The 25,294-nt window shown below is 61.0% G+C and carries 18 protein-coding genes; 12 read left to right on the top strand and 6 right to left on the bottom strand.

Annotated features, from left to right (window positions below):
• Positions 1-199 precede the first annotated feature (199 nt).
• The 3 genes from I41_RS11275 to I41_RS11265 all read right to left on the bottom strand — a co-directional run bounded on the left by I41_RS11275 (position 200) and on the right by I41_RS11265 (position 3,347).
• A complete protein-coding gene (locus I41_RS11275; RefSeq protein ID WP_145432654.1) occupies positions 200-922 on the bottom strand; it encodes a cytochrome b/b6 domain-containing protein in 723 nt (240 codons plus the stop codon).
• Between the two features lie 409 nt (positions 923-1,331).
• Positions 1,332-2,186 (bottom strand): hypothetical protein, encoded by an 855-nt coding sequence (locus I41_RS11270; protein WP_145432653.1) that lies wholly within the window; start codon positions 2,184-2,186, stop codon positions 1,332-1,334.
• 126 nt (positions 2,187-2,312) lie between these two features.
• Entirely contained in the window at positions 2,313-3,347 is a 1,035-nt protein-coding gene (locus tag I41_RS11265; RefSeq protein WP_168206817.1) for a PEP-CTERM sorting domain-containing protein, read from the bottom strand.
• 449 nt (positions 3,348-3,796) lie between these two features.
• Between I41_RS11265 and I41_RS11260 the strand changes: the two genes are divergently transcribed.
• The 7 genes from I41_RS11260 (at position 3,797) to I41_RS11230 (ending at position 15,568) form a co-directional block, all read left to right on the top strand.
• Positions 3,797-4,492, top strand: coding sequence for a VIT1/CCC1 transporter family protein (locus I41_RS11260; protein ID WP_145432649.1), 696 nt, complete (start codon positions 3,797-3,799; stop codon positions 4,490-4,492).
• 283 nt (positions 4,493-4,775) lie between these two features.
• Positions 4,776-5,246, top strand: coding sequence for a hypothetical protein (locus tag I41_RS11255; protein ID WP_145432647.1), 471 nt, complete (start codon positions 4,776-4,778; stop codon positions 5,244-5,246).
• Between the two features lie 171 nt (positions 5,247-5,417).
• Positions 5,418-6,875: an efflux RND transporter periplasmic adaptor subunit gene (locus tag I41_RS11250; protein WP_145432645.1), complete on the top strand. Its 1,458-nt coding sequence runs from the start codon at positions 5,418-5,420 to the stop codon at positions 6,873-6,875.
• Positions 6,876-6,935: 60 nt separating this feature from the next.
• The gene (locus tag I41_RS11245) at positions 6,936-10,034 is read left to right on the top strand and encodes an efflux RND transporter permease subunit (RefSeq protein ID WP_145432643.1); all 3,099 of its coding nucleotides are present in this window, start codon (positions 6,936-6,938) and stop codon (positions 10,032-10,034) included.
• A gap of 170 nt (positions 10,035-10,204) precedes the next feature.
• Positions 10,205-10,546 (top strand): pectate lyase, encoded by a 342-nt coding sequence (locus tag I41_RS11240; RefSeq protein ID WP_210421162.1) that lies wholly within the window; start codon positions 10,205-10,207, stop codon positions 10,544-10,546.
• A 1,219-nt stretch (positions 10,547-11,765) separates the two neighbouring features.
• Positions 11,766-14,111, top strand: a complete 2,346-nt coding sequence (locus I41_RS11235) for a PSD1 and planctomycete cytochrome C domain-containing protein (protein ID WP_210421161.1) — start codon at positions 11,766-11,768, stop codon at positions 14,109-14,111.
• Positions 14,112-14,116: 5 nt separating this feature from the next.
• A complete protein-coding gene (locus I41_RS11230; RefSeq protein ID WP_145432640.1) occupies positions 14,117-15,568 on the top strand; it encodes a DUF1501 domain-containing protein in 1,452 nt (483 codons plus the stop codon).
• A 666-nt stretch (positions 15,569-16,234) separates the two neighbouring features.
• On the opposite strand, the gene I41_RS11225 is transcribed toward I41_RS11230, so the two are convergent.
• Positions 16,235-16,426, bottom strand: coding sequence for a hypothetical protein (locus I41_RS11225; RefSeq protein WP_145432638.1), 192 nt, complete (start codon positions 16,424-16,426; stop codon positions 16,235-16,237).
• Positions 16,427-16,741: 315 nt separating this feature from the next.
• On the opposite strand from I41_RS11225, the gene I41_RS11220 reads away from it, so the two are divergent.
• The 3 genes from I41_RS11220 (at position 16,742) to I41_RS28525 (ending at position 21,504) form a co-directional block, all read left to right on the top strand.
• Positions 16,742-17,353: a sigma-70 family RNA polymerase sigma factor gene (locus tag I41_RS11220; protein ID WP_145432637.1), complete on the top strand. Its 612-nt coding sequence runs from the start codon at positions 16,742-16,744 to the stop codon at positions 17,351-17,353.
• The gene (locus tag I41_RS11215; RefSeq protein WP_145432635.1) at positions 17,350-20,631 is read left to right on the top strand and encodes a serine/threonine-protein kinase; all 3,282 of its coding nucleotides are present in this window, start codon (positions 17,350-17,352) and stop codon (positions 20,629-20,631) included. The genes I41_RS11220 and I41_RS11215 overlap by 4 nt, the downstream gene beginning before the upstream one ends.
• 624 nt (positions 20,632-21,255) lie before the next feature.
• Positions 21,256-21,504 carry a recombinase family protein gene (locus I41_RS28525; RefSeq protein WP_145436325.1) on the top strand — a complete coding sequence of 83 codons (249 nt, stop codon included), beginning with the start codon at positions 21,256-21,258 and terminating at the stop codon, positions 21,502-21,504.
• Between the two features lie 71 nt (positions 21,505-21,575).
• On the opposite strand, the gene I41_RS11200 is transcribed toward I41_RS28525, so the two are convergent.
• Positions 21,576-22,004, bottom strand: a complete 429-nt coding sequence (locus I41_RS11200; RefSeq protein ID WP_145432632.1) for a cupin domain-containing protein — start codon at positions 22,002-22,004, stop codon at positions 21,576-21,578.
• Positions 22,005-22,367: 363 nt separating this feature from the next.
• Here I41_RS11200 and I41_RS27200 point away from each other — a divergent pair, with 363 nt between their 5' ends.
• Both I41_RS27200 and I41_RS11195 read left to right on the top strand, forming a co-directional pair.
• The gene (locus tag I41_RS27200; protein WP_168206815.1) at positions 22,368-22,538 is read left to right on the top strand and encodes a hypothetical protein; all 171 of its coding nucleotides are present in this window, start codon (positions 22,368-22,370) and stop codon (positions 22,536-22,538) included.
• A 526-nt stretch (positions 22,539-23,064) separates the two neighbouring features.
• Complete coding sequence (locus I41_RS11195) at positions 23,065-23,280, top strand: hypothetical protein (RefSeq protein WP_145432630.1); 216 nt, start codon at positions 23,065-23,067, stop codon at positions 23,278-23,280.
• A gap of 881 nt (positions 23,281-24,161) precedes the next feature.
• Here the strand turns inward: I41_RS11195 and I41_RS11190 are convergent.
• A complete protein-coding gene (locus I41_RS11190; RefSeq protein ID WP_210421160.1) occupies positions 24,162-25,055 on the bottom strand; it encodes a sensor histidine kinase in 894 nt (297 codons plus the stop codon).
• Positions 25,056-25,294: the final 239 nt, after the last annotated feature.

Genomic DNA, 25,294 nt, shown 5'->3' with positions numbered 1-25,294 from the left:
ATGAACTGCACGACCGAATGTATATGGTTGCGCGACCGAGTGCTGGCCGACCGCTATTCCTCTGTCGGCTCCAGACCAGCCCAATGGTCGATATCCCCGCGCTTTGGCACGAACCGTTGCCCGCGAGGCATGGGGGTTCGCCGCCGCAGAGATCGCCCCCCGCAAGCAGGGCCGTAGACGACTTGAATGCGGACGATCATCAGTCGCCGTCGCGAGACCGTCTGCCGTCGCTTTCGCCTCCTTCAACTTCGCCAAGGCGAATGACCGTGCCTGCAAACGGTACCGTCGTCTGTTGCTTTGCAGAGTCGTAGTTGCGGAATAGGCCCAGCGTCACCGCCGCGATGACGACGGCGAACAGCGCAGCGACTACCGGACGTGTTGATGCGATGCGTGCCGCGGGCGGCGCCTCCTTCCACCCAGTGACCATGGTGAGCGTCAGATTCTCGCGATGCCGCCACGTATGCCAAAAGACTCCAACGATATGAGTCGCGACGGCGGCGGCTAAGGCATAGGCGGCAGGGACGTGCATCTCTTCGGCGGCCTCGCTGCCACTGGACATAAGTAGCCCGGTGACGACCACCACGCCGATAAGCAGCAACATGGCGAAGGTCGCGTAAGCTGAGCCCGGATTGTGTCCAGCGAATCGGGGAGCCTTCCCCGACAGCGTACCCTTCAGGTAAGCGAAAAGAGCGGAAGGACTGTAAAGGAACGAACTGAATCGAGCGTAGCGCGTTCCCATGAATCCCCACATTACTCGAAGCAGCACGACGAACCCAAGCGAGACGCCGAGAATCATATGAATCGGGAACCAGGCGCTATGCTCGCCTGCCAACTGAGCAATGCCGAAGCACGCTAGAAATCCCAGCGTTAGTAGCCAGTGTATAATCCTCGTCGGCCAATCCCAAATCAGCACCTTGGCCATGTCGCACAGTTCTCCAGTTAGTGGTCGTTCGGACCGCGACTTTTAACACGAGGCTGCTCGTGAAGTCGCTCATCCGCAAATGTTGTTCCGCCGCAATCATGCTGACATCTGAGCCGAAAGCGTCACATGTCGGATTCACGACTGTGCGAGCCGACGCCCTGCGATGGGCGGTGACAGCCATCGCCGATCGAACGGGTGTGAATGACGTGACCGCCGGCGCCGTACTGGCCGACTCGCGACTCATCGTGGGAGTTAGCGCGCAGTCGTTACGCGCGGCAATTGACTTTTACAGTTGATTCGAGTGATGTCCCCGAACTATCGCCGTCCGCCCTGAAGATCGATCCATGCACAGCGGTGAATCGGAGGAACCCTGGCCATCCGAGGTGCTTAACCCGCCATCAGACCCTGTCTAGCGGCTGAGCGTAATTCCGAAGATTCTCTGCGCCAGAAGAAATACTCCCGCTGCGATCGTGATCTGAAAAAGCGTGGCCGGCTCTGGCACGGCCGCTGCAACTGCGGCCAGCGGCGCTGCGGCCCCAAAGTTCGCCTGCCAGAGCGCCAAATCCGACGCCGTGGCCCCCGCGGGCGACTCTCCGCGCTGCCACACGAGAAAGTCGGCGCCGTCCACGCGACCGTCCGCGTCGAAGTCGCCAGGCAACGCCGTTAGCGCCCCCTCCAGCGTCAGGGCGGTCAGCGCGTAGTCGACGTACAAACTGATCACGTACTCATCGAATCCTTTCAGCAGCGCCGTACTCCCCAAATAGTTCGGCGTCGTATCGTAAGAAAAGTTGCTGCCGTAATAGCCGCTCGCGTTAAAGTAGAGCGGATCATTGAAGCCATCTTCTCCCTGCAACTTCGGCATGATCTCGATGTTGGCGCCGGCGCCGGCCGTGTTCGCCAGCAGCTTTGCCGTGAATGCCGTCAGATCGAACACGTCGCCGTCGACGCGCCGCAAGGTGAGTCGCGCCTTGTAATCCGTCACCCCCGGGGGCGGCGTGGTCACGGCTTGTGCTTCCACCCCCGCAGGCCACGGCACGCGCACCATCCGCCCGATGGGATCGGGTCCGATGCCGCCGGTGAACAGTTTATCTCTGGTGTAAGTAAAGAGATAACCGTTGCTGCTGACCGTGTCCCAGGTGATTCCAGACGCCACTGGCGTCGCGACCTGCGTATCGTCGAAGAACACGACCGTCGCCCCAAGTGCGGCGCTGCCGTGAAGCCAATACAGAAGTATTGCCGCGGCGAGAGGCTTGAAGCGATTCATACCGCCCTCCTTCTGCGCCCCCTCATGCCGCCTTGGGCCATTAGGGGGCGATTTGAAACCGCTCAGAGGCCCGTCAGTCGAATGCGCCTGACGGGCCTCGGTACGCGAAAACAACTCGTTGCGGCGTTAGCCGCCGATGCGCCTGCGTCGCCGGCTCGCCGCAACGCCGATCACTCCCGCCAAACCCAGCGCGAGCGTGCTCGGTTCGGGAACCACGAACGGCGCCAAATTAAACGCTGCATTTTGAGCGCCCAGAAATTCGCCGACCGCATCCGGAAAGAGGTCGGCGTCCTCAATCTCTGCCTCGCCTTCATCGTTGTAGGGGCCAACGTACTTGTAGAACTCGTACCGGCGCGTCACCGATTCCGAATCGGCCGCCATGTCGTCGAGGCCGCTGTCCAGTTCGTCCACGCCGTTCTTGCCCGCCTGGAGCAATTGCCACTCGATCTCGACCTCCGCCGGCTCGGAACCATCGGGCACGGCTGGATCGCCCGGCAGTAGATGCTCCAACTCCGCAGGCTCCGCCGCCTCGGTCACAAACACCTTCACCCACATCGCTTCGCCGAAGAGGTCTTCGGGATGTTCCTTCGGCAACGCGGGAATCACCGCTTGAACGGCTGCCGGCGCGGCTGGGTTCGCCGGCGGCTGCACGTTCCAAATCGGCGCGGGAACCTTCACGTTTGATCCTGACGCGACGAGATTGCCGGCAGCGTCTCCCAGCAGCCAACGGTAGGTCGTGTTTGTCGGGTTGCCGTTGAGTGCGACGCCAAAGTGTTCGCCTCCCAGCGTTTCATAATTGGGATCGCCCCCGTACGCTGGATAAAAGCATTCATGGCCGCCCGTCGGAAACGGCCCCGCCGGAACAGGCGTGCCGACTGCCCAGTTGGTCCCGTCGAATCCGCTCGCGTAACGGACGATGCTTCCCGTCGCCGTCGCGGTAATCGTCGGATCGCCGTACCGGATGTATGGGTTGCCAAACGCGTAAAAAATCTCCGTCGGACTGATCCCTTCGAGCTCGATCTCGAAGCCGCGACAGATTTCCCCCGTATCGTTAACCACGTCAAAATTGCTTAAACTCCCAAACATCGTTTGCGCTTGCACCGGCCGATCGCACCAAGCGAGCGCCAGCGCCGCCGTGAGCAATGCTTTGGTCATCTTCATCATGAGATCCCCCTCCTAAAAGTAAACATAGATGGCGATTCGTTGACTCTTCATCAAAGAGAAGTTGCTCGCCGCTCAACTCTCCGCCAGAGAATTTTGCGAATCCTTTGACACTTCGCGGCCCGAATCCAAATCGCACTGTGCAGCGCCCCCAAACGCACAGCGCTGGGAAGCCCCGTTGACCGCTAACACCCGCCAAACTGGGCTTCTCAGCCGTGGCCCGCAGATTGCGACGTCACAACAGTTGTCAGAGGCAATTCCCAGACCCTTGGCAAATACCCGCCGCGTAGGCCGCAAATCAGCAAGCCGCGATCACAGAAGAATGGCGAGAATTTGCAAGCTTCGTCTTGTGGCCCTAAGTGTTGGCGACCATGGCGAGTTGCCGGTCTACGGGCCGCTAAACACAACGTCTGCTTGTCGTTTGAACGCAGAAAATCATCGAGGACGCCATGCTGCTTGGACATCCAGAACAGCACCGCGCTGACCGCATCGGCTGGCTCCGCGCTGCGGTCCTCGGGGCCAATGACGGCATCGTCTCCACCGCCAGCCTCGTCGTCGGCATCACGGCGGCGAACGCCGCCAGCAGTGAGATTCTCAGCGCCGGCGTCGCAGGGCTGGTCGCCGGAGCCATGTCGATGGCGGCCGGCGAGTACGTCTCGGTCAGTTCGCAGTCCGACACCGAGCAAGCCGATCTCAACCGCGAGCGGGCCGAGCTGGCCGCTAATGGCGATTTTGAGAGGAACGAACTCGCCTCAATCTACGTTCGTCGCGGGCTGCAACCCAAGTTGGCGCAACAGGTCGCTGCACAATTGATGGCGCACGACGCCCTGTCGACGCACGCTCGCGACGAGCTTGGAGTTTCCGAAATCACGACAGCGCGACCAACTCAAGCGGCGCTCGCGTCAGCCGCCACCTTTGCCGTCGGCGCTGCAATTCCCCTGCTGACCGTCCTGATCGGACCGACCACGATGCTGATGCCCGCCGTGATTGGCACTTCCGTTTTGCTTCTGGCACTGCTGGGAGGATTCGGGGCCTACGTCGGCGGTGCGCCAGTCGTCAAAGCAGCCTGGCGAGTCACCGTCTGGGGTGCCCTCGCAATGGCGCTGACGGCCGGCGCTGGCGCCCTGTTCGGCGCGGCGGTGTAGGTGATCTACCCTGACTGAATCGACAATCTCATTGAGATGCAATCTCATCAAGCGGAGTCGATGTCCGACTGCGTTGAATTGAGGAGACGTCGAGGAGTCAGTCTGACAGACTTCAGACCAACTTACTTGGCGCCTTGTGCGGGAGACGATTGGAGCGCTCTGCCAATCAAGCAAGTAAGCCGACGCTTGGATTGAGTTGACGGCACGCCAAGATCGAACTACAAGGAAGTAGAGGTCTCGGCTCGCGTCTTGTCGAGTCCACGTGTTCCAGTCGATCCTGGCGATGACGACTTACGCTTTCAACTTACTGCTTCGGCGAGCCATGCAAGCGGCGGCATACTGGGTGATCGCGCTCCAGTTTCCCATTCCGCTGTTGCATAGCCACGGTCAGGACTTGGCGTTTGACGGCTCTCCGACGGCTCACGTTCGGCGACACCATTTCGAGGGCGACGCCGACCTGGGACGCTGGCACTGGCACTTTATCCTCCCGTGGGAACTGGGACGGGATGAGAAGGCGCTCGAGGATCGAGATCCGCCGCCGATCTTCTGCGCAGGCGCGACGGCAGCGGTTGCCTGCATTGATGTTCAGTCGGCGACGGTCGACGTCGTTATTCTGCCGCAACTGGTATTGCCGTTTGCTGCGCACTGGTGCTCTCCCGCAGGCGTCGTCGCATCCGCGAGTCGCAACGTTGGATTCATGCATTCCTACATGAATGTGCCGCTCTGCGCGCTGATTGGCGTGTCACGGCGTTGATCACGCCCAACGGTGCTGATCGTGAGTCGAAGCTCGTGCAAACGATTTCCGACTGAAGCCCTTCTGAGCACCGCGACTCTGAGCGTCATTCGGCGCTCGCTCTGCACCAAACGCTTCGCCCCGCAAGGCGCGCTTCTTCTACTGTCGCTTGACGGCTGAGGGGACTTCCGCATGAAACTGAAATTCGTCTACCCGCTCGTTGGCGTCGTGGTGATCGGCGTCGTGGCGACGCTAAGCCTTTGGAGAACTTCTCAGCGCCCAGCGGATCCGCCAACGGCTTCGGAGCCATCCGAACAGGGGACGCGCGAGATCGTAACGCTGTCCCCCGAGCAGTTAGGCCGGGGTAACGTCAAAACCAGCGTGGCGAGCGAGACAATCTTTCAGCCGACGAGAACAGTGCCTGGGCGTCTGACCTATGATCAAGACCGTCACGTCGCTGTCAAAGCGGCGTTCAATGGCGTCGTGACGGAGTTCAGAGTCCGTCCAGGCGACTTCGTCGCGACGGGCCAGACCTTAGCAGTCCTGAGCAGCTCCGACGTCGGCGCCGCCCGCGCCAAGGTCAAGCGGCGCGAAGCCGACTTGCAGTTAGCACAACGACAAGCCGAGTGGCGCACGAACATCAAGGATGGCGTTCTCTTGCTCGTCCAACTGATACGCGAAGAGAAGGAACCGCGGGACATCGACGCCGCTCTCCAGTATCACGCCGTGGGCGACTATCGCGAGCGACTCGTCTCTGCCTACACGCGCGTCAGACTGGCGAACGTCATGGCCGACAATATTCAGGAGGCCGCCGCCTCGGGGGCCGTCTCGGGGAAGGTGCGGCAGGAGCGTGAGAGCGAACGTCAAGCCGCTCAAGCCGCACTTCAGTCGGCGATCGAGCAGTCACTCTTCGACGTTGAACAGCTGAGCAAAAAAGCGACAGCCGTTGCAGAGGACGCGCAGCGACAGTTGGAAGTAACCAGGCAGGATCTGAAGCTACTGCTCGGGCCGTCGTCCCGGACAATCGACGAAGGGGTCGCCGAAGCGTCGCCCGAGGCTTCGCTTTCGCAGGTCGAAATTGTCGCGCCGATCAACGGAGCGATGGAGGAGCGTAGTCTCGCCGTGATGGAGCGAGTTTCAGCCGGCGATGCGATTGCCGTGATTGCCGACACCAGTCGTCTGTGGGCGGTCGCCGACGTGCGAGAACAAGACTGGGCGACGATCGACGTCGACGTTGGGGCCAAGGTCGTCGTCACGACGCCCGCGTTGCCGGATGAGCGCTACGCGGCGGAGGTCCTGGTCGTCGGTCGGAGCGTCGACGCGGCGACGGGCGCCGCCGCGCTCGTCGCACGGCTTGAGTCGGCCGACCATCGTCTACGTCCTGGGCTGTTTATCCGCATGACGATCCCGGCAGGACCGTCGAGAGCCGCAGTGACCGTGCCGGAGTCGTCCGTCGTTGTGCATGACGGTCAGTCGTTCGTCTTCGTCCCAGTAGGAACGACGAAATTTCGGCGCGTCGACGTACGACGGGGCGGCGAGGAGGGTGGGCGTCTTGAAATTCTGGAAGGCTTAGCGAAGGGAACGCCCGTCGTCAGCGAGGGAGCTTTCTTCTTAAAAAGTGCATTGCTGATGGTCGGTGGTGACGAGTGACTCGCGACGCACCTCGCTTGTCAGGGCAACTACTAGTTTATCTAGTTTATCGAGCCGACAATGCTTCAAAGACTGATCGAGTTTTCGCTCGCCAACCGCTTTCTGGTCTTCGCCGCGACGGCGATCATGGCGATCGCCGGCGCTCGTTGCGCGGTCCTGTTGCCGATCGACGCCGTTCCTGACATGACCAATGTGCAGGTGACTGTCATCACCGACGCCGGCTCGCTGTCGCCCGTCGAAGTGGAACGCTACGTCACCTACCCTGTCGAATCGACGATGAGCGGGCTTCCCGACGTGGAAGAGCTACGTAGCGTTTCCAAGTTCGGCATCTCCGTCGTGACCATTGTCTTCGAGGAAGGGGCCGACCTGTACCGAGCCCGTCAGTTAGTCTCAGAGCGATTGCCTGTGGCGGCAGCCGCGATTCCGGCCGGATACGGGACGCCCGAGATGGGTCCGCTCACCACCGCTCTCGGAGAGATCCTGCAGTTCGAAGTGCGGTGCGAGAACTACTCGTCGATGCAGCTGCGAACGATTCTGGAATGGGAGATTGCGCCGAAACTGCGTGAAGTCGCCGGCGTGACGGAGATCAATTCGCACGGAGGAGCCTACAAAACGTTTGAAGTTCGACCCGACCCGGATCGTTTGGCGAGCAACGACGTCACGCTGGACGAGATCTTTCGCCGCTTGGAGGAAAACAACGGCTCGATCGGCGGCGGCTACGTTGTGCACCATGGCGAACAGCGGTTCATTCGCGGAGAGGCGTTATTGAAGAGCCGAGAGGACATCCTCAACGTCGTCATTCGACGCACCGATCAGGGACACTCGATACTGCTTCGCGACCTCGCCGATGTTGAGATCTCGCCAATGACGCGGCAGGGAGCGGTGACTCGCGACGCGCGGGGCGAGGCAGTGACGGGCATGGTGATGATGTTGATCGGCGAGAATTCTCGCGACGTTGTCGCGCGCGTGAAGGAACGCTTGAAGGCCATCGAGTCAGTTCTCCCCTCGGGCGTCTCACTGGAGATCACTTACGACCGCTCGGCGTTAATCGGCAGGACGCTGCACACGGTCGTCCGGAATCTGCTGGAAGGGGGCGCCCTGGTCATCCTAGTGCTCTTGGTCATGCTAGGAAGCGTTCGAGCCGGCCTGATTGTGGCGCTCGCGATCCCGCTGTCGATGCTCTTCGCCGCCAATCTCATGTACGCGACGGCCATCTCGGCGAGTTTGATGAGTCTGGGAGCCATCGACTTCGGGTTGATCGTCGACTCGTCGGTCATCATGGTGGAGAATTGCATCCTTCGGCTAGCGGAAAACCGAGGCGTGCGATCGCGTCTGGAGGTCATTCGCGACGCCTCGATTGAAGTCCGCAAACCGACGATGTTCGGGGAATTGATTATCGCCGTCGTCTACCTGCCGGTGCTGATGCTGCAGGGCACCGAAGGCAAGCTTTTTCGGCCAATGGCGCTGACGGTTCTGTTTGCGCTATTGGGCTCCCTCATCCTTTCCATGACGTTGATGCCGGCGCTGGCGTCGATCGCCCTGCCCCGTTCGATCAAGGATCATGACGTGTGGCTCGTGCGGATGATCAAGGTCGTCTATCGACCCATGGTGAGAGCGGCCATTTCACGTCCCGTCATGACGACGGCCAGCGCATTGATCGTGTTCATGCTTAGCATTCCGGTCGCCATGAACTTGGGAGCCGAATTCATGCCGCGGCTTGAGGAAGGAGATCTGCTGATCGAAGCGGTGCGTCTCCCCAGCGCCACGATCGAGGGCGCGACGGAAATGGGAACCCAAATCGAACGGCTGCTTCTCAAGTTCCCTGAAGTCCGCACCGTGTTCTGCAAAACAGGACGGCCAGAAATAGCCAATGACGTGATGGGCGTCCATCAGACTGACGTCTGGGTGATTCTTCACTCTCACGACAAGTGGCGTCCGGGAATGACGCGAGACGAGCTGATCGCAGAAATGGCGGCCGTACTCAAAGAAAACATCGTCGGCGTGGCGTTTGGGTTCACGCAGCCGATCGAAATGCGAGTCGACGAACTTGTGGCGGGAGTCAAATCGGATGTCGCCGTGCTCCTCTACGGAGACGACCTTGACGTGCTGGCGAAAAAATCGAAAGAGATCGAACGGGTGCTGCAGGACGTGCCGGGGGCCGCTGATGTAAAGGCCGACTTTCAAGCCAATCTGCAAACGTTGACGATTCTCCCGCGCCGGGACGCCCTCGCACGGTATGGCATCGACGCCTCTAAAGTGTTCGACGTCATCGAAGCCTTGGGGGGGCGAAAGGTCGGCCTGGTAATGGAGGGCCGCGCTCGAATTCCGATCGTCGTTCGCGTGCCGGCGGCGTGGCGCGAGGAGATTGGAATGCTGGAGCAATTGCCGGTCGGCCAGGCTGGAGGAAGAACTATTCCGCTGGGGGAACTTGCCGATATCCTCGTCGCGGAAACTCCTGCAAGCGTCGAACACGACGCGATCCGCCGGCGCACCTTCATCGCCGCCAATGTGCGCGGCCGTGATGTGGCGAGTTTCGTCGGCGACGCTCAGGCGGCGGTCGCAACTAAGGTGGACCTTCCGCGCGGATACGAGATCCGGTGGGGCGGCGACTTCGAGAATCTCCAAACGGCGAGCCGACGACTGGCGCTGATCACGCCGGTGGTATTGCTGTTGATTTTCCTACTGCTGCATACAAGTTTTCGGTCGGTTTCGCTGGCACTGCTGATCTTTCTGGCCGTGCCGATGGCTGCCAGTGGAGGCATCTTCGCATTGTTCCTGCGCGGCATGCCGTTCAGCATCTCCGCTGGAGTTGGATTCATCGCCCTCTTCGGCGTCGCCGTGCTCAATGGATTGGTCTGGGTGAGCGCGGCCGAACATGCGCGACGGAGCGGGTTGCCTTTGCGCGAAGTGACTCGACAGACGGCCCTTTCACGGCTTCGACCTGTTTTGATGACGGCGATGGTCGCGAGTTTTGGGTTCATTCCCATGGCGCTGTCAAACGGCGACGGCGCCGAAATGCAGCGCCCGCTTGCGACCGTCGTGATCGGAGGCCTAATTACTAGCACGCTGCTGACGAGTCTTGTGGTGCCGGCAATTTACCCCTGGTTTGCGCCCAAGACGACAACGGATGACTTGATAGGCAGTGAGTCTGACGACTAGGGCAGAGGCACGCCATGGAGGCTTCCGCGAATTACATTGCCATTGCTGATGAAGTCGGACAGATTGACCGTTGGAACGGACCACGGAGGCGGAGGCGGCTCCGGTCCGGATTGGGTCAGCAGAAGTGGACCGCCCTCCTAGCAGCACGAGGCAAACCGCTTACCGCCTTAGTGAACGTCGCATCTGCGGCCCGTTGGACTTCCCGCGCTCGTCGCAGCGTTACCCGAGCGATCGCAACGGTCCGGCCGGACGAGTGCAAGTTTGGCACGAATGACTTCGACGTCGTCCCGTTATCGGACGAAGCAGCTGCGCCCATCTGCGCGCGGCATGATGAGATCGGCACCAACCGTCCAGTGTTCGTTGGTCAGGATAAGGTGAAGCGGTATGCACTAAGCGAGCGCGAACGCGAACGCCGCACGGGGACGCCGTGGTACCGCGAATGGCCACAGCGGTTGCTTCACACGGAGTATCACAGGTGGCGGACGTCTCGCGGCATCGCCAAGCAATCGTAGCGACGGCCTATGGCTTTGGCGTCGCCTCTGATCGATCGCACTTTCAAACCGTCCGCTAGAGTCGGCCATGCCTCGCGGCATCACTCCGGCACTAAGCAGGGCGTCGCTCTCGCCCGCGGCGATCCGGGGGATAAGGCCGGCCGCCTTGGCCAGCGTGGCCCCGGCGTAGCCGGCCGCGAAGTCGTTTTCGCTGCAATCGAAGCAGCACACAGTTGACGGCGCTCGACAAGCGCCGGGCGGGCCTTGGCGATGAAGGGTCGAACATCAACGCCTCGGCGCCGCCCGGCTGAACAGCGCGCCGCAGGAGAAGTACCGGCGCTGCCGATGAATAATACTCTGCGCTCCTCTGGTCGGCGCAAGCTTGCCGGTTTCTTGCCGCTTAGGTTCACAGCACACTTTGGTGCACGCAGAGAGTGCTTGCTGCGGAGTCGTTCGCTCCGCCCAGAGCGTCGAGTGGGTTGGCGCAATACTCCGGCGGCCTGCGCAAGACGGGGGCGAACCAGCCAAGTCCGGACGGCAGGCGTGATTGTCACAACCCCGCCTCCCGGACATCGTTCATCGAGCACTGCGCACGGCGCGGCGTTGAGTCTGAGAGTGGTTCACATCGGCCCGTAGTTTTCTCCCGCCTGCTTCGCCGGAACGATTGGCTCTCGACACACTCCCAGTGTTTGCCCACGCCGATCGCAATGAATCAATGCTCGCGCGCACGCCATCGCGCGGCGTCCGCTTTTGGCGCCCATTGAGTCGATCGCCCTTATTCTCCCATACCGAAGGGGTCGAGTTCGTCGCCTACGTTGGCGAGCCGACAGACATCGGGCTGACCGACGCGCTGCAACGAGCCCATGAGACGTCCGGCTTCGCAGGGCTGGGCGAGACGCGTAACGCAACGTCGAGTCTTATTCGAGGGGAGTGAAGCAGCGGCTGAAGTTCGCGTCCGCAGTCGTCCATTAGGGAAGTTCCCCATTCTCGACGAGCCGACCAATCACGTGGTTCCTGCACGACAACCGGAGATTCTTGAGCTTGCTCGCGACTTGACGATGATCAAGGGCATGAGCCTGTTGTTTTCCAGCCACCTGCTGCCTGACGTGCAAGCTGGCTGCAGCTTTGTCATCGCTCTAACCGATCGGTTGGCGATTTGTCGATTGGCGGAATGCCTTCTTGAGGACTGCTCGAGTATGATAAATCCATATTCGTCCCGGACTTAGTCGGTGGTCACGCCATGATGAGACGCCAGGTTCTCAGTCTCGCCGTCCTCTTGCTGGTTCAGCGCGGAGCGCTATGCGCGGCGGAGAAAGCTCGCGCGGACGAGGTGCGCTTTAATCGCGACGTGCGACCGATCCTCTCCGAAAATTGCTTCGCTTGTCACGGCTTCGACGCTTCGGCTCGCGAAGCCGGATTGCGCCTCGATACTCGCGCAGGCGCGACGTCAGCACAGGCCGGAGCGGCGGCCGTGGTTGCCGGAGACTCGGGGAAGAGTCAGTTAATCGCACGCATCATGTCGTCGGACGACGATCAAGTGATGCCGCCGCCGCATTCCAACAAACGTCTCACCGCAGACGAGAAGGAGACGCTGCGCCGGTGGATCGACCAAGGCGCGGTGTACGAGGCGCATTGGTCGCTGGCGCTTCCCCGACGACCTGTTCTTCCCCCGATCTCGTGGACGGATCATCCGATCGATCGATTCATCCAGGCGCGACTTGATCAGGAAAAACTCGCTCCGTCGCCGTTGGCAGACGCCGCGACGCTGATCCGTCGGACATCGCTCGACCTGACCGGACTGCCGCCGACCTTGGCGGAGGTCGATTCGTTTCTAGAGGCGTCGGCCATCGATGCGGAGGCCGCCTATCACGACCTCGTGGATCGACTCCTGCGAAGTCCGCATTACGGCGAGCGTTGGGGACGCTGGTGGCTCGACCAGGCCCGCTACGCCGACAGTAATGGCTACTCGATTGATGCGCCGCGGCAGATCTGGAAGTATCGGGACTGGGTGATCGAAGCGTTGAACGCCGACATGCCGTTTAATCAGTTCACCATCGAGCAACTCGCCGGCGATTTACTGCCCGGCGCCGCCGAAAGCCAGAAAGTCGCTACTGGCTTCCATCGCAATACGCAAATCAATGAGGAAGGAGGAATCGACAAAGAGCAGTTCCGGATCGACGGCATCTTCGATCGCGTGGCGACGACCGGCACGGTCTGGCTGGGGCTCACGGTGGGGTGCGCGCAGTGCCACGATCACAAGTTCGACCCGATTGAACAGAGGGAGTTCTACGGACTCTTTGCCTTTTTCAATAGTCAGGACGAGCCGGCGATGAAGGTCTTTGGGCCCGGCGTCGACGTCGATCGACTGACGGCCGAATTCGCGGAAGCTGAGCGGCAGGCGCATGCGTACGTCGCAAGTCGTGCCAGCGAGCTTGCCACCTGGGAATCAGGGCTTACGCCGGAGATGAAAAGCGGCCTGTCGCCGGAGATCGAAATGATCCTCGCGCTGCCCCCCGAACGGCGCACCGGCGAACAGACTCGGACGCTGTTCGCCGCGGGGTTCGGCGAGGACCCGTCATTCCGTCGGCTCCATGACCGGCTTTGGGAACTCGATGAGGCGCTCAACCGTCCCGTCACGACGCTGGTCATGGCGGAGTTGCCGCAGCCGCGGAAAACGACCGTGCTGATCAACGGCGACTTCACCCGCCCGGGTGAGGAAGTCGCTCCAGGGACGCCTGCGGCGCTCCATCCATTCCCACCGCCATCAGGCCGGCCCACCCGACTCGATTTGGCGCGCTGGATCGTCAGTCCGCAGAATCCGCTGACAGCTCGGGTCATCGTGAACCGCATCTGGCAGCAATACTTTGGACGCGGGATTGTCGAAACCGAGAATGACTTCGGGCTGCAAGGCGCCGCGCCTTCCCATCCGGAACTGCTCGATTGGCTCGCCGTCGAGTTTATGGAGCGCCAGTGGAGCCTGAAGGAAATGCATCGCCTCATCATCACCTCCCATACGTATCGACAGCGCTCGGCCGATCGGCCGGAACTTCGCGACGCGGATCCACGCAACTACTGGTTGGGCCGCCAGCAGCGGATTCGCCTTGACGCTGAGATCATTCGCGACGTCGGACTCGCGGCGAGCGGACTGCTATCGCCTAGACTGGGCGGGCCCCCCGTTTATCCGCCGATCCCCGCTGGCGTAATGAGCCAAGGGCAGGTGGCGCGCGAATGGACGGTCAGCCCAGGAGCGGATAAGAACCGCCGCGGCCTCTACACGTTCGCGTACCGCGCATCGCCGCCGCCGTTCCTGAACGTGTTCGACGCTCCAGATGGCGTCAGCTGTTGCACCCGCCGCATTCGCAGCAACACCCCGCTGCAGGCGCTGACGCTCATGAACGATGCCGCCTTTATGGAGTTCGCCGTCGCGCTCGAACAGATTATCAAGAAAGACGGACTGGAGACGGCCTTCCGACGCTGTCTGGCCCGGTCGCCGGAAGCTGATGAACTGGCCGTCTTGAAGAGACTCGACGCGCTAACCGCTGCAAGGACTCTGCTAAATCTCGACGAAACCGTCACTCGTGACTGAACGCCATGAATTCTGATCACCAACTGCGTCGCGTCACGCGGCGGCATTTGTTTCAACGCTGCTCCATCGGAGTCGCCGCGATCGCACTGGCTGCGCTGGAGGACGCATGTCGAGTCAGCGCGGCCGACGACTTGAAGTTGCGCCATCCGTTGGAGCCCAAGCTGCCCCATTTCGCGCCGAAAGCGAAGAACGTCATTTACCTCTTCATGGCTGGCGGGCCCTCCCAACTCGAGACGTTCCAGTACAAGCCAAAGCTCGCTGAGTGGAACGGCCGACCGATACCCGAGAACTATGTCGCGGGCAAGCGGTTTGCGTTTATGGATAGCAGTCATGGACTCAACCTGCTTGGCTCGAAACACTCGTTCAAACAGTATGGCGAGTCCGGGGCCTGGGTCAGCGACTTGCTGCCGCATACGGCCGGCATCGTGGATGACATCGCCATTGTCGCCACCTGCAAGACGGACCTCTTCAATCACGCGCCGGCTAAATTGTTGATGAATACGGGAAGCGGCCAGTTTGGCCGGCCGAGCATGGGATCGTGGATCACCTACGGGCTGGGTAGCGAATGCCACAATCTGCCCGGATTCGTCGTTCTGCAAAGCGGCCCGCGCGGCCCGCGCGGCGGCGCCGTCCTCTGGGGGAGCGGCATCCTACCGACCACGTATCAGGGAGTTCCCCTGCGCAGCCAGGGCGATCCGATCGTCAATCTCTCCACGCCTCCTTCGATCGGCGAAGTGCAACAGCAGATGCTCGTCAACGCGCTGAGGGAGCTAAACGAGAAGCGGCTCGCGGACACCGGCGACGAGGAGATCTCGACGCGCATCAATGCGTACGAAATGGCCTATCAGATGCAAACCAGCGCTCCGGATTTGATGGACATTCGCGGCGAGAGCCGCGCAACGCTCGATCTCTATGGCATCAAAGACCCTGCCGAAGCGAGTTTCGCCCGCAACTGCTTGCTAGCGCGTCGACTGGTGGAGCGCGGCGTTCGCTTTGTGCAGCTATACGACACCAACTGGGACCACCATGGGGGGACGACGGAAAACCTGGAGCAACATCTTCCGGAAAAGTGCCGAGATATCGACCAGCCCTGCGCTGCGTTGATTCGCGACCTGAAGCAGCGTGGTCTGCTCGAGGAAACGATCGTGATCTGGGGCGGCGAGTTCGGTCGCACGCCGATGGGGGAGGTGCGCGAGTCGACCGGGCGCAACCATCATATCGATGCGTTCACGATGTGGTTCGCCGGCGGCGGCTTCAAGGCGGGACAGGTTTACGGCGAGACCGATGAGTTCGGATTCGGAGCGGTGGACCGCCCCGTGCATGTCCGCGACTTGCATGCGACATTGCTGCATCTACTGGGCCTCGACCACCAGCGACTTGCCGTTCGCTCGCAGGGGCTCGATTTCCGCCTCACTGGCGTGAACCCTGCGGCGGTCGTAAAGGATCTGCTGGCTTAACGGGAGTCCGCAGCAGACGTCGTTTCATCGCTTGTGCGCGGGTTGCCGCAATTGAGCGCCGGTTCGACATTGATGCGATCGACTTCGGACGCCGCAGGAAAGGGAACGTCACATGGGCGACATCGACAATAGACGATCTCAATACACTTTGTCTAGATCATTTAACGGAGCGTAATCTCTCTGAGAAACAGAAGGCACTGATGCACGTGATCTGCGCTGCCGTGGCATCCCAGCTAGTAGTACTGAATGGGACGCTCAATCAGGCCATGTCTGCCTGGAACTACCAGTGAAACCTTGAACGATTGATGAGACGCCCAGACGAATTCACTCGGACTGTATCGCCGGGAACAATGAGACAGAACCGCGATGACGACTTGCGAGGTTTCGGCGTTGCGAATGGTGGTTTCGGGGTTGAACGGCGCCAACATGCCGCAGATCGCAGCGGCCAATGCGTCCTGCCGCCTCTAGATTGGCGTACCCTCGAATGACGGGCGATGAGGCGACGGGAGTTTTGCTTTACGAGAGACGCCACTCGTCGAGCGATGCGGAATGAATCGATGACCGTTGATAGACTGCCTTCACTTCGATGTGCACCGGTACCAGTGCCGAGCCGCTTGAGACGCAGTAGGAAGTTGCGCTCTCGACCTCGTACTGATGCAGTTTGACTTAGGTTGGCTCGGCGTCGCTCGATGCTGATAAGCGAGGATCGAGGGTTTCGAATAGCGTGCCGACCAATCCGGCGCCAGAGCGACGAAAGCATTCGCTGGCAAACTCGCCGTCAGCGTCGGCATCGGACGTGTCGCCGTCCAGCCTCAGCCCATCGAGGGGTCCCCGCGTAAAGAGAATGTCAAATCGCATGGGTTAAATGAGTATTCGCGTTTTTTGTCTGGCACGCCTCCCACCGGCAAGTAGAGACGTGATGCGTGAGCGACGCAGAGCTCCCCACTGATAAAGACCCCGTAATCTGCGAAAGCGGACGACGAAACTGAGTGATTAAGGCCGTGGTTTTCTACCGTCCCTGGGAGGCCCGGCGAATCGACTCAAGCATGGCAGCGCCAAGCGCGAACTGGCTTGTTTGACTTTTTCTCGTCAGCTGGGCATAAAGTCATGGAAGGAGACCCGTCGCCGAATCAACGTCCACGCCGCTCGATTCCGCCTTATCATTAGCTTCTCATGGAATCGCCCCCCAACGCCTGGGAATTGCGCATCGACGCCGCACGACGAGGGGATCGTGACGCGATTGACGAGCTGTTTCACAGCCTGCGAGCCTATTTACACCGGCGCGCCGAGCAGCAGTTGGACGCCGGTCTCTCGGTCAAAGTCAGTCCTTCAGATATCGTTCAGGAGACCTTTCTCAGGGCGTTCGAAGCGATCGGCGGGTTCAAAGGGACGACTCGCGGCGAGCTGATTGCCTGGGTGCAAAGCATTCTGCGGCACCGGCTGCAGACCGCCAATCGCCGCTTTCGCGGAACGGACAAGCGCAACTTGGCGCGCGAACAACGGCAACCGAACCTCTCCGGCTGGAACATCGCCCTAGTCTCAGCACACCAGGAGACGCCGAGCCGGGTGCTCATGGCCCATGAAGAGCAGCAGCGGCTCGAAGCGGCGCTGCGGTCGCTTCGGCCGCGACAGGAACTTGCAATCAGACTGCGCAATGAGCTCCATTTATCGTTCGACGAAGTCGGCAAAGCGCTCGATTGTTCTGAAGAAGCAGCGCAAAAGCTTTGGGCACGCGCCGTGAAGCGACTCGCGTCACAACTGAGCGCTTTAGGCGGTGGGACGTGATCGGACCTGGATCTGAATCCGAGGCGCCGTCGAAGCCGGCCGTCGAAACGCTGGTGGCGTACGACCAAGCCAAGGGCCGAGACGAGTCGTCGCCCGCCCTTCCCTCCGGAATGTGCATAAGCGACGGCGAAGCGATCGCCTGCGTCGACCTCCTCCATCGCGTCTGGCCGCCCGCCGCCGCGTTTGCCCCTGCGCCGTTGGCGGCGGCCGCCGTCTTGGGCGATTTTCGCATCGTCCGCGAAATTGGTCGGGGCGGCATGGGGGTCGTCTACGAAGCAGAGCAGATGTCGCTTCGTCGCAGGGTTGCCCTAAAAGTCTTGCCGCAGGCGGCGTTTCTTGACGAAGGACGTCTCGCCAGATTCGAACTCGAGGCGCGAGCGGCCGCCACGCTCGACCATCCGAACATTGTGCCGATTTACTCGATCGGTTGCGAGCAGAACGTCCACTACTATGCGATGCAATGGATTCGCGGCGTCAGTTTAGCGGAGCTCTATGCGGAGCGAACGTCGGCGGCGGGGAAAGCTGGCGCCGCGTCCGTCGCGACGACCGGCGCTGCCGTACCGCCCCCACACATGGCGGAGACTGATGCAGCGCAGCATTCGTTCGGCGCGTCGCGGTCACACGCGGAACGTTACTTTGACAGGGTCGCTGACTGGGGTCGCCAGGCCGCCGAAGCACTGCACTTCTCTCACGAGCGAGGAGTAATCCATCGAGACGTTAAACCCGCCAACCTGATCATCGACCCCGCCGGTAAACTGTGGATCACCGACTTTGGATTGGCAAGACTCCAGGATGACGCGGGCGTGACGTGCACCGGCGATCTGGTGGGCACGCTCCAGTACGCCAGCCCGGAGCGGCTTCAGGGCAACCCGGCGGCGAATCACCTCGTCGACGTTTATGCACTCGGCATTACGCTCTACGAGATGTTGGCCCTGAAGCCGGCGTTTGAGGGGAACGATCGTCCGGCCGTGATTCGCCAGATCATGGAGCGCGACCCCCGCCCGCTTCGCCAAGTCGATCCTTGGATTGCTACCGACTTAGAGATCATCGTCGCCAAGGCCACCGAGAAAGAGCCCTCCAATCGATATCAATCGGCCGGCGAGTTCGCCGACGATCTCCGACGATTTCTAAACGATCAGCCAATTAAGGCCAAACGGCCGACGATTGCGGATCGAGCGTTGAAGTGGGCGCGGAGGCATCAAGCGCTCGCCAAGGCCAGCCTTGTCTTTGGAGGAGCGCTGATCCTGCTGCTGGGCGCTAGCGTCATGTTGATCCAGCGGTCGCTGCGCGACACGGCAGATCTACTGTACATGGCCGATCTCAACGCTGCCTACTCGGCGTGGGGCCAAGGATCAAGCGAGGAGGCGCGTGAAATTCTGGGGCGGCACACACCCGCCGCTTGGCAGGCCGATCGCCGAGGGCTCGAGTGGCGAGTTCTACACGACTCGGTCGCTCCTCCGGATCATCTAGAACTGCTGGGCCACGTCGGGCCTGTCAACGAGATCGCCGTTTTTCCAGACCGCCGTCGGCTCGCGAGCGTCGGCGCCGACGGGACGTTGCGTCTGTGGGACCTGCCCAGCGGTAAACTATTGCGCACCGTCACTGTGTGCAATGAGCCGCTCAACTCAGTCGCGGTGTCCGGCGACGGGAAGTGGGCGGCGGTTGAATCGAACGTCGCCTATCTCTGCGACCTGGAAGACGGCGCTGAGATTTCAGAGGTCTTAACCAGTGACTTTACGTTCGAGTCTTTGGCGTTCAGTCCCGACGGAGAGAGCTTGTTTGCGGGATCGCGCTATCATGAAGTCGTCAAGCTGTCGTTGGAGGAACGTAGCTCGACGACGCTCCCTTCGGCGGCTCGCATCGAATCGCTGGAGGTTTCGCCGAATGGAGCGCTGCTCGTTCCCAATCGTCGGCCCGGTTACGCCGACGCGGCCGTCGGCGTGATTCAATTCGTCGACCCCGGTTCCATGCAGCCGACGCGCGAGCTGGACGCGTCGCTCGACGCCCGGCATCGAGGCCAATTGACCGTGGCTCGGTCTTCAGCGTGCGGCGAGTACATTCTGGCCGGTGAAAAGTATGATTCGACCGCATACTTGTTTGAATCGAAGTCGGGAAAAATCGCCGCCCAAACGCCCGTTTCGCGAGACCGGCTTACTGACGTGGCCATCGCTGCGGACGGGACTTCCATCGGCATCGGGTATCGCGACGGCGTCGTCGAGGTCTTCTTGGTGCAGCTGCAACGAGGCGACGCCGTCATCAATAGTCGCCCCCGAATCATCCACGCGCACGACGGAGAATTGCTGAGTCTGCAGTTCGTCGATGCGACACGACTTGCCACGGCTGGCGCTGACGGAGCCATTCGCCTGTGGGATCTGTCTCGAAACCAAGCGACGCCGCTGGAGTGCGGCGAAGCGAGCCTGACCGGCGTCGTGCTTTCGCCCGATGGAAAGTACGTCGCGTATACGAGCCTGCACGGTTACGGAGCGGTGAACGCAGACGACGGTTCAACGACGCTTCGACGGCGGCATCCAGGCAGGGCCTTTCAATATCCCGTCTGGGCGCCGCAAAGCGATGAGTTCTCGATCGTCGCTCGGGACGACGCCGCGGTAGTCACAGTCAGGCCCTCGGACGCCCAGGCGCGCACGATCAAGTTGAGGGAGCGTCCGGAGAAGTTCGCCTATTCACCCCGCGGGGACGAATTAGCGCTGGTCGGGGCGGCGCATCTGTCCATCGTGGACTCGAAAACTGGCGCCGAAACGTTCCACTCGACCCTTGAAGCGGCAGACGCCTCATCGGTCTGCTATTCGACGGACGGAAAATGGCTTGCGCTGGGCGATGAAGCGGGAGTCGTCACGGTCGTCAAGCGTTCCAGCGCTCGCACGACGGCGCAATTCAAGGCTCGCGGGGAAGTTGACTGGGTCTGCTTCAGCCCCGACGGTCGCCTGCTGGCATCGGGGCATCGCGACGGCGTGCTGAGATTGTGGGATCTGCGCACCGAAACGCTTGCCGCGGAGTTTGGCGGGCACGAAGTGGGCGTCGCCGACGCGCTCTTTTCACGCGATGGCAACACGTTGGTCTCCTCATCGCAGAGCGGCGCCGTCAGAATTTGGTCGGTGAAGCATGCTCGTCTATTCGGGGTGCTGTTCGACCCCGCCTGGGAGGGAACAAGCGTCGGACCATGCCGCCTCGCGCTCACGGAGAGTGGGCATCGCTTGGCGATTGGCTATCAGAACGTTCTCGATGACTTTCCTGATATGCTGCTTTGGCAGGCGAAGTGACACTCGTCGCCAATTGCCTCAGGTCGCCAGCGACCCGTCCGAGGTCTCCGGCGAAGTGGTAACGTCGCGGAGCGCTGCCTTCAGCGGCTCGGCGAACGTGGAGCTTACCCATAAAGCAACCCGTGATCATCCGAATGGAGGGACGACGGATGCGCCCGCAACGGCCAGCCCCCAAACAACTCAGCTTGCCCTGAAAAGTCGGCCCGCGGCTATCGAGGCAGATTCAGAAGCGGCAGAAAAGTCGCATACGATAACTGTTCAGCCGGCTGCTCGGCTAGATCGTCAAGTCGGAAGCCGGCCGAAGGGCGGGTGTCGATGAACGAAGAGATTAAGCCGACTCACCTTGAACGAGCCGCCCATATCTACTTACGACAGTCTGCGATGCACCAAGTAACGGAACATCAGGAGAGTCGATGCTGCCAGTGCGAGCCGCGCGAGCAAGCGCAGCGATGGAAGTTTCGCAGTGTCTTCGTGACTAACGAGGACTTAGGATGCTCGGGCGCTGGTTCAGTGGATCGTCCGGGTTTCGGGAGACGCTTAGCTGCAGTCTGCGACGGTCAAGTCGGAGCCGTTCTGGCCGTCGAAGCTTCGCGCAAGGTCCGTAACAATCGCGACTAGCATCAGCTGATCGATCTGTGTGCGTTGACCGGCACGCTCGTCCTTGATCAAGATGGCGCTTACGATCCAAAACAGTTTAACGACAGGCTGCTCTTGGAGATGAAAGATTCGATGGCCGAATTCGAGTCGGGGCTGATTCGGCAACGGGGACAGCAGGCCCGCCGTGGCGGCGTAGTGGGGCACGTGCCGAGAGGTTGGTTGCTTGCCAAAGAACTGCTCAAGGTGTTCGCGCCGCCTTGCGGTTGTCGCCGCTAAGAAGTCGATCGGTTCCCATGGTCGCGAGAAGATGCCCCATCTGGCTCCAAGGCGCCGGATGAAAAGGAATCTCACTTGTCCCGGTCGTCGCGGGCCAGGATGGCTTCGTTTTCCGTCGTCTTGCCGTCGAAATGCTCGTTATCCGCTTCGGCGTCTTCGCGCGTGTGGTGGACGACGCCATCGCGATGATTCGGCGGCGCGTAGAGCGTGTAGAGTTTCAGCGGGGTGCTGCCCGTATTGACGATGTTATGCTTGGTTCCGGCGGGGACGACGATCGCGAAGCCCTCTCGGATCGCCGTCGATACCCCGTCAAGAATCGCTTCGCCGCTTCCCTTTTCGACCCGAAAAAATTGGTCGAGCTTGTGGACTTCCATCCCGATCTCTGCTCCGGGCTCTAATGACATCACGACAAGTTGACAGTTCTTCGCCGTGTACAGTACGCGGCGGAACTCGTCATTTGTGACGGCTAACTCTTCGATATCCTGTACAAAACCTTTCATGGCGTCTCCTGTTGCTGGAATCGTGTAACGCCCCGGGAATGCTGCCGTGAGCCGCTACGCTCAGTTGACGTGCACAACTTATGCCGGGAACTCTGCGCGCCTGGCACGCACCTGGAGGGGGAGACAGCCTTCAAGAAAGTTCACGGCGCACAGCGCCGTGTGCGGCTGCGGGCGCGATGCACCGCCACACTCCCGATTGAAGTCGATTTGCGTGTTCGCACTCCTGACCTTTCAGGTAGCGCCACGGGCGTGAAGACAGCTCGCCCCCAGTTACTGATGCTTACTCCTAGACGCGTCGCTCAAAGCGGCGTGAGCCACGACGAACGTGTTGCCCGTCGGCCCGTGAGTGGTAGAGTGAGAAGCGTGTTACGACGCCATAATCTTCTGGTTCTCGCCCTCCAGGTCATCCTAGTCGGGTGCGTTCCCGTCATGTGGTTCATGCACAACCCGTACAAGCTGACGGCAGCCATCATCGCGCCGGTGGCAGGCTTGCTATGGATTGTCGCCGTGCTGTTTGAGCGAAAATCGTCCTAGGCGACGCCTCCCTGCTTGACTCTAGCGTTCGGCGTGCGAGCCGGGCAGGCGCTCGCCAGGCGCGCGGTCGATGAACTGCACTCCTTGCAGCGCCCCGAGGCGTGACAGGTACGGCAGGCGCGCCGGCGTGCGGGGTCGCTCTGGTCTTCGGAAGGAAACGACCCGACGCCCATGCATCGCGGGCAACGACCCGTGCCTAAGCACGAGCCGCAGGGTGGGGAGGCCATGAGAATTGCCTACGGCAAAACGTGCGCTGAACTTGGCCGGCGATGAACGATCAATCGGTCGCTGCGGTGAGCAGCGGCTTAGGGAGCCAAGTGGCTTCAGCTCGTACGCCTGCAGTATAGCACTGCCAGCCGTGAGGTGGAGTAACCTTTTCGGGGGATGATTCACGAATCCCGCGGCACGCCGCTGCGAAGCGGCGAGATTCGCTCTGAGCTAACCTCCACGACGCCTCGCGTGGGCTAGCTGGCCAGATCCGAATCTGGCCTATCTATTCCAGTTGGCGTCGGAGAGGATGCGCCACATGAAAATGAAAATTGGGGACAAGGTGCAATCCGTCGGCGGGGTTGAGGGCGAGATTGTTTCGCGGAGCCTTGAACCTCGCTCCGTGATGGTCCAGGTTCCCGGCGTGTGGCGCGGCTCGGGGCTCGTATCAATCCCGCTGCTCCGGCTGAAGTTCATTACTGAGTACTCAACGGACGAGCTTCCCGTTCTGCGCTCTCGCCGCGCGCCTGTCTAGAGGGGCGTCTCACTGAGCTAATCTGCACCGACCTCCGGCAGCTCCCCACCAAAGAGAGCCGCATCTCTATTGGCAGCCGCCGTTTGCGCACCGCGGCTCCGCTCCGGTGGAAGTTAAAACCCAAGGGAACGGCGCGGCTGGCGTCTCGCCGAGCCGCTTCGACGTCCCGAGGATCGCTAACGCTTCAATCCACGACCGCATTGAGCAGCGGTATCTCTCGCGGCTGTGGTTTCGTCGGTCGCACCGCCGCCAGCTCGGCCTCGGCCGGGACCGGTCCGAATCGGAACTTCGGTTCGCTCATCTTTACCAGCGCTCGCGGATTTGTTGGGAACGCCGTGATCTGCGGCCGGTACGCCAATGCCTGGTTCGCCCTTGCCAACGGCCGGCTTTCTTGGTTTGAACATTGAACATGCCTCCGGTGAAAGTACCTTCACCGGCGTAAATGGATGCGATTTTCCTGCCGAGCCAAGTTGCAGCACGAATGGCGGCGATCGGCTGCTAGCTTGAAGCGAGTCGACGCCGAGGCGGACCGCAGCCCCAACCAGTGGTTGATGGGCAGGGTTCGCCTGAGCCAGGATGCGACTGACGCGACCCCTGCTACTTGCAGTTGCGAAGAATCGCTAGTCTCGAGCCAACGGGTGGAATTTTGAGATCTTCGTCGAACTTTTCTGCTTAGCGCATTCCTTTTCGCGTGAAAGCCTACGAGATTCTTCGCAGTCCGTTTGGCAATGTCTCTGGTGCATGAGTGCTGCGACTTGAACAATGCGCTGCGTACGGTAGGTCAAGCGCCTGTGAAGGCTCCGTGACCGGCGTAGCGAAGAAGGCGTTGAAGGCCCGCGCCAGCGTTTTTCTGGTCGTCAACAACTAGGATCATGCTTCCCTTACATGTTCTCAATGTGGCCCGCATCCAGTATCGGCTGCCCCTCTCGCGGCGCGCTTTCGCGCGGGAGACGAATCGTGAACGAAGTGCCTTCTTCAGGGGAAGAAGTCACTTCGATTCGTCCGTTGTGCGACTTGGCGACTTCGCGTGCGATGTATAACCCCATGCCGATGCTGCCAGGGCGATTTTTTCGAGGGTGTTCGGCGCTGGAGCCGCGAACGAGCGGGTCGAAGATTTTCTGCATCTCCCCGGGCAGAATGGGATCGCCGCCGTTATGCACCTCAATGAAGACATTGGTCGTTTCGCCGCGAAGTGCAAGCGTCACAGGGTAATCGGCCGAGCCGTGTTCAATCGCGTTACCCAGGAGGTTGGAGTTGGCCTGGCGGACGCGGTCAGCATCCCACCGACCGTTCAGGTCACCATCAGTGCGGAGTTGAATATCGCGGTCGGGATGAGCGGTGCGGAATTCATTAAATAGCTCCCGAGCTACGCTTCCTAGGTCTAACGGCGCAGGTTTGACGGGCATCCCGGCGCCTAGCCGAGTTCGGGTGTAGTCGAGAAGGTCGGAGATCATCCGCTCCATGACCGTAACGCTGCGAGTGATCTGCTGGCCGCACGCCATCGCCTCGACAGGATCGGCACACACCAGAGGCACCAAGTGCGCGTTCATGCCGATGGAGTTGAGCGGATTGCGCAAGTCGTGACTCAGTATCGCCAGGAACATATCCCGGGCCTGATCAACGCGACTTGTATAACTGGCAACCGCCTTAGTGATCGACTGGTCAAGTGATTCATTAAACCGGGTGATGTCATCGACGTCGCGATCGTCGGGGGCGGGTAAACTCTCGCGCCAAAGTCGAAGTACGCTGGCACGCAACGCCCGATATTCGCTCATCACCTCAAGCAAGTTAAAGCCAAGGCCCAAACGATCGACGGCATGTAATTTGGAGGCTCCATCGAGGGCGTCTCCTGACGGACCGTGATCTAGGCCCTTAGATTTCTTCGCTTGCTCCGCCGCGGATTGGGGGAATTTCATGTCCCGCGCGGTGGCTTGCAGGATCTGCCCGGCATGATCACGCAGGGCGAGCTGGCCGAGATTCTCGCCAGGGACGATGCTCCGGGCGAAGGTCTCCG

The organism is Lacipirellula limnantheis (assembly GCF_007746075.1).
GTDB lineage: Bacteria > Planctomycetota > Planctomycetia > Pirellulales > Lacipirellulaceae > Lacipirellula > Lacipirellula limnantheis.
Note: the sequence above shows the minus strand (reverse complement) of the source record. Positions and strands in the feature narration are given on the sequence as shown.